Here is a 12,525-nt window from a genome sequence, read left to right on the forward strand (position 1 = left end):
TTATTGTCCGTGTTTATTAGGATCTCCCTAAAACAGATTCTATTGAACGTTGTATTTCTTTACCTCTTATAGGCTTCGAGATAAATGCGTTCATTCCCGAGTTCAAACATGCCTGTTTATCTTGCTCCATTGCGTGGGCTGTCAAAGCGATAATGGGAGTATGTCTACAAAACTTTCGGATTTCTTTGGTTGCGGTAAGTCCATCCATGACAGGCATCGAAACGTCCATAAAAATCAGATCTACTGCTGCCATGTTCTCTTTGATGTATTTGACTGATTTTTTGCCATCGTTGACGATAGCTACTTTGTGTCCGAGCCGCTCTAGTAGTAATTTTAAAACCATTTGGTTTGTCTCAGTATCTTCTACTACCAACACTGACAATGGGCGTGTGCCTTGGCTCTTTGAAAGTCGCGGCTGCGTCAACTCATGCCCAGATTTAACCGATACAGGTAATTTTATTTTAAACCTAGAACCTTTCCCTTTTTCACTTTCAACGCGTATGCTTCCGTTCATTAAAGTGACTAAGTGTTTTGAAATGGTTAAGCCAAGTCCACTGCCACCATAGCGTCTAGTGATGGAGTCATCTGCTTGTTTAAACTGGTTAAACACTGTCTCAATACGAGAAGGATCAATACCAATGCCAGTATCTTCGACTTCGATGATAAGTTCTTGGCTAGTGACTTCTGCATTCAAAGATACATGACCAGCATGAGTAAACTTGATTGCATTGCCTAGCAAGTTGAAAACTATCTGTAAGATTCTTGCCGGATCAACCCAAACAGAATGATGAACATCAATGTCAAGATTTACATTTAGTTTCAAACCTTTAGCGTCCGATAGTGCGTAAAAGTGCTCTAGCATAAACTCGAGTTCGTTTTTCAGATTTACCCACTGACATTTGATTCGAAACTCACCACTTTCTATTCTGGACAACTCCAAAATGTCATTAATTAGCACCAACAAAAGCTCTGCTGATGATTCCATCTTTTCCAAGATTTCTATTTGATGATCGCACTTTGAATCAGCTAAAAGGACGTCGACATATCCTAGGACTGCACTGAGCGGCGTTCTGAGTTCATGGCTCATCATGGCAAGAAAGCGTGATTTCGCTTGGTTCGCTTGCTCTGCTCGAACTTGTGCCGATTTTAATTGGCGCGTTTTAATGTCAACAAGCTGTTGGAGCTGCTCAGTTCTTTCGATATCTATAAGGGCACGCTCCAGTAAGGGTCTAAAACGTGACAGGGTGTCACGCGATTCAAGTGTAAACTGCCCTACTTCTTCTCCCAACAGTACGATGATGGAATCGGTAATGGTGCCCTGTGCCCCAGTTATCAACGCGGAATTGATGTCGTAGTCTGTATTACCGACCAAATGGCTGAACTCTTGTGCATTATTTGGTTCGTATAGAATGATGCTTTCACCAGATAATGCGCGTTTGAAGCGGCTTTGATCCTGCCAGGCTAGATTTTGAAAGCACGAACTCGATGCTAGTAAAGTATGATACGCGTGTTCGTTTTTACTTGGTTTGCTCAACACCAAAAAGTCAGAAAAGTTGATATAGAGTGATAAGACTTTTTTGAGTTCTGTGAATATTTGTTGCTTGTCTGATGCGACGGTAATGCTTGATATTGCGTCTAAAATAGCGCGGTTCTCTTCGGCTAGTTTTGCCTCTCGCACTTGGCTCTGCTTTAGTTCAATTAGCGCTTCTTGTAGCTGTTCTTGTAATTTTAGACTCATAAATTTGTTCTAATCTGAGTAAAAAGTTGCTGCCGAAATCATTAGATTTCCATGACCATTGTCACCATTGATAAAGCGGCCTTGTTCACCAAACGTGAACGGACAAATAAATGGAATATCACCCATCTCGTGTTTTATTTTGTCATAGACCTTGCCCATATCTTCCTCTAAATGAAGCATTGCTCCGGCACAAATCACACAAATAGCGCCCGTAAGTTGCGTATTGAGCTCTGACTGACGTCTTGCTTCTCGAATCACTCTTGCAGGTCGAGAGATTAACTGTTGTCTATCACCAGACATAAGTGTGACAACGTCACCTTGACTCACATTAGTAAATAAGAGAATGCCTTGTTCATCCGTAACATTGATCGGATGTGAGAGCTTAAAGTAAGGTTGGTTGTATAACGTGCCTGCTATTCTTCCTAACGGGTATTGAGTCACAACCTGAAACTTAAACCATTCGGGAATGTCTTCACCTGAATATTCTGAAATCCAGCCTCGATACCTTTCTTGGGCAGGCATATGGTCAATTTCTATGATTTCTCTGTCTTGACACTTGGTAATCAAGCCCTGGTACTTCGTCGGCGAGTAACCCGCGCTGAAGCCTGTGGTGAGTGGTTTGGAAGGGAAAAGTAGCTGAATTGAAATTCCTTGGCTTGTTGATTCATCTTCGTTAAATATTGACCATTGGCCTTTGATAGCGTTGTCTGCCGCCGTAGCACCGATAATAGGGATAGGCGTTTTGAATACATTATCAAATGCGCTGATTAACTTTTCTTCAATGCCCGGCGTGCTATGAATAATTGCGAAACTGGGCACTTCTCCCACTCGCTCAGCTTTACGGAGAGCCACATCTATCGCTGCCCTTGTTGCTTCTTCTATGACCGACGTATCTTCAATAGAGACTACGCCGCCTCCATAGGCGGTTGAATTTGAATCATAGATTGCTATTACGCCAATAACTGAGCCAAAGTGTAGTCCCCGCTCTGTCATCAACCCCTTACATGTAGAGCATCCAGTGATTGAAACTTGAGGAAAGCAATTTTTAAAAGCCAATCTGAGTTTCTCAGCGCCATAATTCTGTGTGAAGTAGCAAATTATGCTGACTAAGTTAGTTCGGCAAATTTTGTTGCTCAGTTCCTCTATGGCCTCTTGCTCATTAAGCCGATGAGTAATGTGGGTCTTAAAATCCATTTATCTACTTTTAATACTGACGTAACGGTCGATATTCGCATTTTTTAAAGATAGTTGGAATGTTATTTCATCAATTTCTGGACTTAAATTGATGAGATATATGTTTCCATTTCTTGGCAATATTTCGTCGCTATCGATTAGTCGCACCCGCCAATCGTTTTCGTCCGTTTCCAGTTTTATATTTAGCTTTGAAAGAGTCGCATAGAAACGAAAGTCATTTACAAAAAAAGTACATTTTTCGTCGATGCTACAAGCCACATTTATCACTTTTTGATGGTCAACAGTACGCCAAATAAACGCCGCAATAAGTATGGTTAACATGATGATTATTTGAACAAAACGGCCTCTTGTGAGTTTTTCGGCAGCCATACTGTGGGGTTCTCCGTGTAACAAACTTCAAAGTTTTAAAATAAAAGGCCAAAACCTGACCGACTGTAAGGTTACTACTCTGTCATTGAATTGTTAAATGCAGTATAGTTGGCGGCTGAAAATGCCACTTTTTTTAAAAATCAGCAAGAAGATTTAACCGAAGTTATCGGTGCGAATTTCCTTAATGATTTGGGTGGCATTACGACATGTGTCGTGTTGGAAGTAAAGTGTAGTTAATTAGAAATTGGAAGCATGCAAATGAGCCAAGAAAAGCAGCTTGAACAAAACTACAACTATACGGTCGTCCGTCAATTTACCCTGGTTACTATTTTGTGGGGTATTGTCGGTATGGCTGTTGGTGTTTTGATTGCCGCTCAATTAGTTTGGCCACAGCTAAACTTTGATACGCCGTGGTTGACGTACAGTCGCTTACGTCCTCTGCATACTAATGCGGTTATTTTTGCGTTTGGTACAAGTGCCCTGTTCGCAACGTCTTATTACGTTGTACAGCGTACCTGTCAAACTCGTCTATTTGGTGGCCCTCTTGTCGCCTTCACCTTCTGGGGTTGGCAGGCAATCATCCTAGCAGCCGCGATTACTTTACCGTTGGGTTTTACCTCAGGTAAAGAGTACGCTGAACTAGAATGGCCTATCGATATTGCCATTGCGGTAGTATGGGTCTCTTACGCTATCGTGTTCTTCGGAACATTGATTACTCGTAAGACCTCCCACATCTACGTAGCAAACTGGTTCTTCGGTGCCTTTATTATCACTGTCGCGGTTCTTCATATCGTGAACAGCATGGCTATTCCTGTCTCTATGGGTAAATCGTATTCGATCTACTCTGGTGCAGTGGATGCGATGGTTCAGTGGTGGTACGGACACAACGCAGTAGGTTTCCTACTGACAGCTGGTTTCCTAGGCATGATGTACTACTTCGTTCCTAAGCAAGCTGAACGTCCTGTTTATTCATACCGTTTGTCTATCGTTCACTTCTGGGCATTAGTATCTCTATACATTTGGGCTGGTCCTCACCACCTACATTACACTGCGCTTCCAGATTGGACTCAGTCGCTAGGTATGGTGATGTCACTGGTTCTATTCGCGCCGTCTTGGGGTGGTATGATCAACGGTATTATGACGCTTTCTGGTGCTTGGCATAAGTTGCGTTATGACCCAATCCTTCGTTTCCTAATCGTTTCTCTATCGTTCTACGGTATGTCTACGTTTGAAGGTCCAATGATGTCTATCAAGACAGTTAACGCGCTGTCTCACTACACCGACTGGACTATCGGCCACGTACACTCTGGTGCATTAGGCTGGGTTGCTATGGTATCTATCGGTTCGGTATACCACTTAGTCCCTCGCTTGTTCGGCCAAGAGCGCATGTACTCTGTTAGCATGATCAATACGCACTTCTGGTTGGCAACAATCGGTACCGTTCTATACATCGTTGCGATGTGGATCTCTGGTGTAATGCAAGGTCTAATGTGGCGTGCGGTCAACTCAGACGGTACGTTGACGTACAGCTTTGTCGAATCTGTACAAGCGTCTTACCCGTTCTACTTTGTACGTTTCCTAGGTGGTTTCATCTTCCTAGCTGGTATGTTCCTAATGGCATACAACACGTACAAGACGGTAACAGCGCCTAAAGATAGCCTAAAAGCTATCCCACAACCGGCATAAGGAGATTAAAGAATGAGTTCTAATTCTAACAATCGCCACGAAATTGTAGAACGCAATGTCGGTTTACTAGCGATTCTTATCGTTTTTGCAATCAGTTTGGGGGCTCTTGTAGAAATCACGCCGCTGATTTTCCAAAAACAAACCACAGAGCCTGTTGAGAACCTACGTCCTTATACAGCGCTTGAAATGGAAGGTCGTGACGTCTACATCCGTGAAGGTTGTAACGTTTGTCACAGCCAAATGATTCGTCCATTCCGTTCTGAAACGGAGCGTTACGGTCACTACTCTGTTGCTGGTGAAAGTGTATACGAACACCCGTTCTTATGGGGTTCTAAGCGTACAGGTCCAGACCTAGCACGCGTAGGTGGTCGTTACTCTGATGAGTGGCACCGCGTTCACTTAATCGATCCACGCGAGTTGGTTCCTGAGTCAAACATGCCTGGTTTCCCATGGCTTGAGGAAAATGTTCTTGATGGTAAGGACACTCAGAAGAAACTGACTATTTTCCGTGATCAATTTGGTGTTCCATACACTGATGAACAGATCGCAAATGCGTCTAAAGAAGTAGAAGGTAAGACAGAGATGGATGCCATCATCGCTTATCTTCAGTCTCTTGGTCACGCGATGAAGTAAATAAGGAGGTAGTTATGGATATCGGTACTATTCACAGTATTTGGACCATAGTGCTATTCGTTAGCTTTTTAGGTGTAGTTTGGTGGGCTTACGGCAAGAGTCGAAAAGCTCGATTTGACGAAGCTGCAAACCTTGTTTTCGCTGATGAAGAGCAAGCGCCTTCAAAAGAACAAGGAGTGACTAAGCAATGACGACATTTTGGAGTCTTTGGATAATCATCATTACAGTCGGGACACTTGTCGGCTGTGCTGCACTACTTTTCTGGTGCCTTAAAGATAAAATGGGCGTTGAAGAAGGTGCAGATATGGGACACGAATACGATGGGATTCGTGAACTGAATAACCCACTACCTAAGTGGTGGACTTACCTTTTCGTTGGTACGTTTATTTTCGCTGCAATCTACCTAACCCTTTACCCAGGTTTAGGTAGCTTCAAAGGTGTACTAGGCTGGACAAGTTCAGACCAAACTGTACGCACTGTTGAAGAATCAAAGGCGTCGATTGCTGCAGCGCAAAGCAACAAGCAACTTAACCAGTTCGCTAAAGAGCTTGACGATGCTGATGCTTACTTCGGTGAGGCATTCAAAAAGCTTGCGCACGTAAACGGTACTGACGAGCTTCGTCCTATCCCAGAGATCGCAGCTGACTCGGAAGCAGTTAAAGTAGGGCAACGTCTGTTCCTACAAAACTGTTCTCAATGTCACGGTTCTGATGCTCGCGGTCTTAAGGGCTTCCCTAACCTAACTGACGATGCATGGCTATATGGTGGTGAGCCGCAAGCTATTGTAACGACTGTTATGCAGGGCCGCATTGGTCAAATGCCAGCTTGGAAAGAAGCACTTGGTGAGCAAGGTGTGAAAGAAGTAGTAAGCTACACACTAAGCCTATCTGGTCGTTCTGTTAACGCAAGAGAAGCAGAGGCTGGTAAAGCTCGTTTCGTTGTGTGTGCAGCATGTCATGGTACAGATGGTAAAGGTAACCCAGCAGTGGGTGCGCCTGACCTAACTGACCAAGACTGGCTATTTGGTGGTTCACGTGCGGAAGTAACCGAAACTGTGATGAACGGTCGCTCAGGCGTAATGCCAGCTTGGAAGGATATTCTAGGTGAAGACAAAGTTCAGCTTGTTTCAGCTTATGTTTGGAGTCTAAGCAACTCGGAACAATAAGTTACATTTCAATAACAGCCCCTTACTTTCTATCGATGGCAAAGGGGCTGTCTTTCCTTTAGAGTTAAATCCCTGATTCTATTTTATTAATTGAGAACTTTTTTATGGTAAAGCCTTGGTATAAGCAGTTTTGGCCGTGGTTTCTTATTATTCTGCCACTCACTGTTGTTGTATGGACGATCATCACGGTCATCGTTTTTTCTCAGAACTCTGTGTCATTGGTCACTGAGGATTACTATAAAAAAGGAAAAGGCATCAACATTGATATTTCTAAAATCAATGTCGCCAAAGATCTCGGCTTAAGTGCTTCAGTATCCTCAGAAGGCAACACTGTTATTATTCAATTTGAAAAAGGTCAGCTAGAGCATTATCCAGCACTTACTGCGATGTTTGCTCATCGAACATTGCCAGATCGAGACTTCTCACAACTTCTTACCTCTGATGCACAAGGATTCTACCGACTAAACTTGGACGCTGAACTTCAAGGCCCATGGTTTATTGAGCTAACTGGCCACGATAAGAAATGGCTAGTACAAGGTCGTGTCACTTTCCCATCTTCAACCCCTGTTTATTTAGAAAACTAGTCGGTGTCTATGTGTAAATCCTGTTATCACTGCGGTGAAGAAGTACCAGTCAACACGGATTTTAAAGTAGAAATCCTTGGTGAAATCAGAGAAATGTGTTGCCCTGGCTGTGAGACGGTCGCGCAGACGATCGTTGATAGCGGCCTGGTTTCTTACTACCAATATCGTACGACTCCAGCCGAAAAAGCGGACCTAGTACCAGAGCAGTTACAAGCACTTATCCACTACGACAATGAAGATGTCCAATCAGAGTTTGTCCGAAATGCCGATGACAGAGCAGAAGTCACTCTTTCACTTGATGGCGTTTCTTGTGCTGCTTGCGCGTGGTTAATTGAAAAACAAGTCTCTAACAAAACTGGTGTCCTATCGATTCGCGTTAATACAACGACTAACCGTGCGATTCTTGCCTGGGATAAAAGCAAGACTCGCCTTAGTGAACTGTTGTCTGCTATTCACCAATTAGGATATAAAGCGGCGCCTTTTGAAGCCGACAAGCAAGAGGCAGCTTATCATCAGCAAATGAAGCAGTACCTGTATCGTTTAGGTATAGCTGGGCTTGCGACCATGCAAGTTATGATGCTCGCTGTCGCGCTTTACCTCGAAGTGTTTGGCGATCTTGAACCCGAATTTAAAAACTACTTCCGCTGGGTGAGCTTAATCTTTGCGACTCCTGTGATGCTCTACTCTGCCCTACCTTTTTATATCAATGCTTGGCGAAGCATTCGAAGCAGAACATTGGGCATGGATGTTCCCGTGTCGATCGCTATGATCTTTGCCTATTTCGCCAGTTTAGTGGCAACCGTCACAGAGAAAGGCGAAGTCTTCTTTGAATCAATTTCAATGTTTGCGTTTTTCTTGCTGGTCGGACGCTTCCTAGAAATGCGCGCGCGCAGAAAAGCGGCAGCCGCCAGTGGTAACTTGCTAAAGTTGATTCCTGCAATTGCAACCAAGTTAGATGGCGATCAAGTTCCTGTCAAAACGCTTAATTTGGGAGACCGAATTCGAGTTCTACCCGGAGAGCACGTACCTGCAGATGGAAAGATTATTTCCGGACGAGTCCATATCGATGAATCAATGTTGACTGGAGAGTCTGTCCCCGTTGTAAAAACGATTGATGATCATGTATATGCGGGTACATTGAACGGAGAAGAATCTTTCGAACTGGAAGTCACCTCTTCAAAAGCTGATTCAATGATTTCTAACATTGTTCGCTTGCAGGATGAGGCGCAACTCTCCAAGCCAAAGATTGCTGAAATAGCCGATATAGTTGCTCGTTACTTTGTTGCCATCATTTTGGTGATTGCAGCAGGAACCTGGTATTACTGGCATCAAGCAAACCCAGATGATGCGTTTTGGATTATGCTTTCTGTGCTTGTCGCGACTTGTCCTTGCGCTCTATCTTTAGCGACACCGACAGCACTTACATGTGCGACCTCGAGAATGGGCAACTACGGTATATTGCTGCGTAAAAGTCATGTCTTTGAAACACTGTGTAAGGTGAATCATCTTATTGTCGATAAAACAGGGACGCTGACTCACGGCGATATTGTGATCAGTAAAGTTGACCTCATCGCCGATGTGACTGAATCAAAAGCGCTCGCGATAGCAGCAGCACTCGAAGCCCATGCAAATCACCCAATTGCTCGAGCGTTCAAGCGCTACAGTGACAAACAGACTGTTGTTGATAATGTCGAGAATGTGATTGGTTCTGGTATTGAAGGTACCTATCAAGGCAAGCAAGTAAAAATTGGCAGCGCCAGTTATATTCTTGGTGAAAGTGCTTTTGCTGAGCCTAATTCAGTCTACCTTTCTATTGATGGCGCCCACATCGCCACCTTCCGCTACCAAGATCCGATTCGCAAGGAAGCTCAATCCTTTATTGAACGATTTAAGAAATCAGGAATAAAAATCACCTTGCTGACAGGAGATTCTCAGGCCAACGCAGATGTCGTCGCTAAAGAAATAGGTATAGAAACAGTGATTGCCGGAGCGAAACCGCAAGACAAACTCGAGTACCTCAAACAGGTAGATGAGCGAGACATTACCATGATGATTGGTGATGGCATAAACGATGCCCCAACATTGGCAGGCGCTCATCTGTCTGTGGCCATGGGTGGCGGTGCCGATGTAGCAAAAGCGTCTGCTGATATGGTGCTCCTTGGCGATCATCTAGAACGTATTCTTGAAGCGCGCCAACTTGCCCTGCAAACACGAAAAATCATCCGTGAAAATCTGGCATGGTCTTTAGGGTACAACTTACTGATTCTGCCTTTAGCTGTGGCAGGACTGGTTGCTCCATATTTTGCGGTTGTCGGTATGTCTGCGAGCTCAATTATTGTAGTATCGAATTCTCTTCGCTTGCTCAAAGAACAAGGTAAATAGATGGAAAGCATATATATCCTCATTCCGATCGCCATAGTACTGGTCTGCGTCGCTGTCGCGGTATTCTTGTGGGCAGTGCGAAGTGAGCAGTTTGAAGACCTTGAAAGACAAGGCCACAACATACTGTTCGATGAAGACGAGAAGCAGAGTAACGAGAAGAAGCCTCAATGACCCCTGATTGGATTGGTGCTTTTGTTATTGGTTTAGTTGGTGCTGGCCACTGTATGGGGATGTGTGGGGGCATAGCCTCCATGTTATCTATTGGGCAGAATGCGCCTTCCAAGCTCACCCCTTTATTCTACAATCTTGGCCGTATAACCAGTTACGCTGTGATTGGTGCGCTGGTTGGAGGTGCTGTTTCATCCATCTCCCAAGTCAGCCAACTCAATGATGCACTTGCTTGGTTAAGATTGTTTGCGGCACTCTTTATGGTGCTGCTTGCCTGTTACATCGGGCGTTGGTGGCATGGTCTTCTGTATATTGAAAAACTTGGCCAATTACTGTGGAAGCGTATTTCTCCCGCAGGAAAAGCTTTGTTGCCGCTCAAAAGTCCAATACATGCACTCCCTTTCGGCTTCATCTGGGGTTGGTTGCCATGTGGACTTGTCTACTCCACTCTTACATGGTCTGCCGTCTCCGGTAGCGCTGCAAGCGGTGCACTTGTGATGCTCATGTTTGGACTGGGCACTCTCCCCGCCATGCTTGCTGTAGGGCACAGTGCAAGTGTGTTACATAGGCTGCAAAATTCCGTCATATTCCGTCACATAGTCGCAGTTATGCTGTTAATTTATGGCTTATATACCGGCTATGGTGCACTAAGTCTCTTATCAATTACTTTTTAGATCACTGTTTTTATGCGTCTTTTTCCACTACCCATTAGTGTTAAGGAATGCTAAAATATTGATGTATATCAAATAGTGAAAGGTTGTTATGATTTCTGAAAAACCTGCAACAAAGCGAATCCAGTCGGGTGGTTGTGCCATCCATTGCCAAGACTGCAGTATCAGCCAGCTTTGTATCCCCTTTACTCTGAATGAATCTGAGCTTGATCAGCTTGATCAAATTATCGAGCGTAAAAAGCCAATCCAGAAAGGACAAGAACTGTTCAAAGCGGGTGATGAGCTGAAATCGCTTTACGCTATTCGTTCAGGCACTATCAAAAGCTACACGATCACAGAACAAGGTGACGAGCAGATAACCGCCTTTCACCTAGCAGGTGACTTGGTTGGTTTTGATGCAATCACTGATGACGCGCATCCTAGTTTTGCTCAAGCGCTAGAGACTTCTATGGTGTGTGAGATCCCCTACGAGATCTTGGACGACCTTTCAGGAAAAATGCCGAAGCTGCGACAGCAAATTATGCGTTTGATGAGTAACGAGATTAAAGGCGATCAAGAGATGATCCTTTTGCTCTCGAAAAAGAATGCTGAAGAACGTCTAGCAGCATTCCTATACAACCTTTCTACTCGCTTTTCTCAGCGTGGATTCAGCCCGCGTGAGTTCCGCTTAACCATGACTCGCGGCGATATTGGTAACTACCTTGGATTAACCGTTGAGACGATTTCTCGCCTTCTTGGACGCTTCCAAAAGTCAGAAATTCTGAGCGTGAAAGGCAAATATATCACCATTCTCGATCACGACGCGTTGATGGAATTGGCTGGCGTTTCTACAGAATCTTAATAACTTCAATGATGTAGCTCTACTCCTCTCGATATAGAGCTACATCATACTTCTCTCATATTCCTGCATTTTTTCCTAAAACTCTTTCGCTAACTAAGCTACATTAATCATATGTTCCTCCTCTTTCTAAAGGAGTTTGTATGAGCATCTATAATAAAATATTAGTTGTTGCTGACATCAATAAAGATGAACAACCCGCATTAGCCCGCGCTATGCAGCTTGCTGCGAAAAGTCGCTCACCAAGTCAGGTGACTTTTTTCCTATCCATTTATGATTTTTCCTATGACATGACATCCATGCTGTCCATTGATGAGCGTGACGCAATGCGTCGAGGCGTTATCGGGCAACGAGAGCAATGGATGCGTAAGATTGCTCAAGATTATCTCCTCGACGGTGTTGAGTTCGATGTAAGAGTTGTCTGGCACAATCGTCCATATGAAGCGATTATCGCCGAGGTGTTTGGTGGTGAACACGACATCGTGATCAAAGGAACTCGCAAACACGATGTTCTTGAGTCGGTAATCTTCACTCCGACGGATTGGCATTTACTTCGTAAGTGTCCATGCCCTGTTCTATTAGTTAAGAACCAAGATTGGCCTGAGGATGCAAGCATCATCGCTTCGGTTCACGTTGGTTCGGAGAATGAAACGCACCTTAACCTCAACGATAGCATGGTTGAACAGCTCAATAGCCTAACCGAACGTTTGGGCGCCAAACCTTATTTGGTTAACGCCTACCCTGTCACACCGGCTAATATCACGATTGAATTACCCGAATTCGATCCCGCAACATATACAGATGCTGTGCGTGGGCATCACCTAACCGCCATGAAAGCGCTACGCCAAAAACACGGTTATGATGATGAACAGACTGTGGTTGAACAAGGGCTGCCAGAAGATATCATTCCTGAAGTCGCACAGCGCTTAAATGCCGCGATGGTAATCATTGGAACAACGGGACGCACTGGGTTATCTGCGGTGTTTATCGGTAATACCGCTGAGCACGTCATCGATAAAATTAACTGTGATGTCTTGGCATTGAAGCCTCAGGGTTACATTAGCCCGCTTGATCCAAGAACCGCAATTTAATCATCA

General features: G+C 44.3%; 13 protein-coding genes. 10 read left to right on the top strand and 3 right to left on the bottom strand.

Annotation, left to right across the window (positions count from 1 at the left end; genetic code table 11):
- Positions 1–16: 16 nt before the first annotated feature.
- The 3 genes from ACUALS_RS07145 to ACUALS_RS07155 are packed head-to-tail and all read right to left on the bottom strand — an operon-like array spanning position 17 to position 3,301.
- Complete coding sequence (locus ACUALS_RS07145; protein ID WP_454448024.1) at positions 17–1,738, bottom strand: ATP-binding protein; 1,722 nt, start codon at positions 1,736–1,738, stop codon at positions 17–19.
- 9 nt (positions 1,739–1,747) lie between these two features.
- Complete coding sequence (locus ACUALS_RS07150; protein ID WP_454448025.1) at positions 1,748–2,932, bottom strand: FIST signal transduction protein; 1,185 nt, start codon at positions 2,930–2,932, stop codon at positions 1,748–1,750.
- Positions 2,933–3,301 carry a hypothetical protein gene (locus ACUALS_RS07155; RefSeq protein ID WP_454448026.1) on the bottom strand — a complete coding sequence of 123 codons (369 nt, stop codon included), beginning with the start codon at positions 3,299–3,301 and terminating at the stop codon, positions 2,933–2,935.
- A 258-nt stretch (positions 3,302–3,559) separates the two neighbouring features.
- On the opposite strand from ACUALS_RS07155, the gene ccoN reads away from it, so the two are divergent.
- From ccoN to uspE, 10 genes are all read left to right on the top strand, one after another.
- Complete coding sequence (gene ccoN, locus ACUALS_RS07160; protein WP_038134667.1) at positions 3,560–4,987, top strand: cytochrome-c oxidase, cbb3-type subunit I; 1,428 nt, start codon at positions 3,560–3,562, stop codon at positions 4,985–4,987.
- 12 nt (positions 4,988–4,999) lie between these two features.
- Positions 5,000–5,620 (top strand): cytochrome-c oxidase, cbb3-type subunit II, encoded by a 621-nt coding sequence (ccoO, locus tag ACUALS_RS07165; RefSeq protein WP_005476573.1) that lies wholly within the window; start codon positions 5,000–5,002, stop codon positions 5,618–5,620.
- Between the two features lie 14 nt (positions 5,621–5,634).
- Positions 5,635–5,811: a CcoQ/FixQ family Cbb3-type cytochrome c oxidase assembly chaperone gene (locus ACUALS_RS07170; protein ID WP_005476581.1), complete on the top strand. Its 177-nt coding sequence runs from the start codon at positions 5,635–5,637 to the stop codon at positions 5,809–5,811.
- Complete coding sequence (gene ccoP, locus ACUALS_RS07175) at positions 5,808–6,785, top strand: cytochrome-c oxidase, cbb3-type subunit III (RefSeq protein WP_454448027.1); 978 nt, start codon at positions 5,808–5,810, stop codon at positions 6,783–6,785. The genes ACUALS_RS07170 and ccoP overlap by 4 nt, the downstream gene beginning before the upstream one ends.
- A 104-nt stretch (positions 6,786–6,889) precedes the next feature.
- The gene (locus ACUALS_RS07180; protein WP_005476564.1) at positions 6,890–7,369 is read left to right on the top strand and encodes a FixH family protein; all 480 of its coding nucleotides are present in this window, start codon (positions 6,890–6,892) and stop codon (positions 7,367–7,369) included.
- 9 nt (positions 7,370–7,378) lie between these two features.
- Positions 7,379–9,751 (top strand): heavy metal translocating P-type ATPase, encoded by a 2,373-nt coding sequence (locus ACUALS_RS07185; protein ID WP_454448028.1) that lies wholly within the window; start codon positions 7,379–7,381, stop codon positions 9,749–9,751.
- On the top strand, positions 9,752–9,922 hold the full coding sequence (ccoS, locus tag ACUALS_RS07190) for a cbb3-type cytochrome oxidase assembly protein CcoS (protein ID WP_038134660.1): 171 nt from the start codon (positions 9,752–9,754) through the stop codon (positions 9,920–9,922).
- Positions 9,919–10,593: a sulfite exporter TauE/SafE family protein gene (locus tag ACUALS_RS07195; protein WP_454448029.1), complete on the top strand. Its 675-nt coding sequence runs from the start codon at positions 9,919–9,921 to the stop codon at positions 10,591–10,593. The genes ccoS and ACUALS_RS07195 overlap by 4 nt, the downstream gene beginning before the upstream one ends.
- A gap of 88 nt (positions 10,594–10,681) precedes the next feature.
- Entirely contained in the window at positions 10,682–11,431 is a 750-nt protein-coding gene (locus tag ACUALS_RS07200; RefSeq protein WP_005476583.1) for an FNR family transcription factor, read from the top strand.
- Between the two features lie 140 nt (positions 11,432–11,571).
- A complete protein-coding gene (gene uspE / locus ACUALS_RS07205; RefSeq protein WP_038134656.1) occupies positions 11,572–12,519 on the top strand; it encodes a universal stress protein UspE in 948 nt (315 codons plus the stop codon).
- The last annotated feature ends 6 nt before the right edge of the window (positions 12,520–12,525 follow it).

This window comes from Vibrio sp. NH-7, assembly GCF_053643215.1.

Bases quoted from the DNA above. Each gene is read 5' to 3' on its own strand.
- ACUALS_RS07170 (WP_005476581.1), top strand. From the start codon at position 5,635: ATGGATATCGGTACTATTCACAGTATTTGGACCATAGTGCTATTCGTT.
- ACUALS_RS07195 (WP_454448029.1), top strand. From the start codon at position 9,919: ATGACCCCTGATTGGATTGGTGCTTTTGTTATTGGTTTAGTTGGTGCT.
- ACUALS_RS07145 (WP_454448024.1), bottom strand. From the start codon at position 1,738: ATGAGTCTAAAATTACAAGAACAGCTACAAGAAGCGCTAATTGAACTA.
- ACUALS_RS07155 (WP_454448026.1), bottom strand. From the start codon at position 3,301: ATGGCTGCCGAAAAACTCACAAGAGGCCGTTTTGTTCAAATAATCATC.
- ccoS (WP_038134660.1), top strand. From the start codon at position 9,752: ATGGAAAGCATATATATCCTCATTCCGATCGCCATAGTACTGGTCTGC.
- ACUALS_RS07150 (WP_454448025.1), bottom strand. From the start codon at position 2,932: ATGGATTTTAAGACCCACATTACTCATCGGCTTAATGAGCAAGAGGCC.
- ACUALS_RS07185 (WP_454448028.1), top strand. From the start codon at position 7,379: ATGTGTAAATCCTGTTATCACTGCGGTGAAGAAGTACCAGTCAACACG.
- ccoO (WP_005476573.1), top strand. From the start codon at position 5,000: ATGAGTTCTAATTCTAACAATCGCCACGAAATTGTAGAACGCAATGTC.
- uspE (WP_038134656.1), top strand. From the start codon at position 11,572: ATGAGCATCTATAATAAAATATTAGTTGTTGCTGACATCAATAAAGAT.
- ACUALS_RS07180 (WP_005476564.1), top strand. From the start codon at position 6,890: ATGGTAAAGCCTTGGTATAAGCAGTTTTGGCCGTGGTTTCTTATTATT.
- ccoN (WP_038134667.1), top strand. From the start codon at position 3,560: ATGAGCCAAGAAAAGCAGCTTGAACAAAACTACAACTATACGGTCGTC.
- ACUALS_RS07200 (WP_005476583.1), top strand. From the start codon at position 10,682: ATGATTTCTGAAAAACCTGCAACAAAGCGAATCCAGTCGGGTGGTTGT.
- ccoP (WP_454448027.1), top strand. From the start codon at position 5,808: ATGACGACATTTTGGAGTCTTTGGATAATCATCATTACAGTCGGGACA.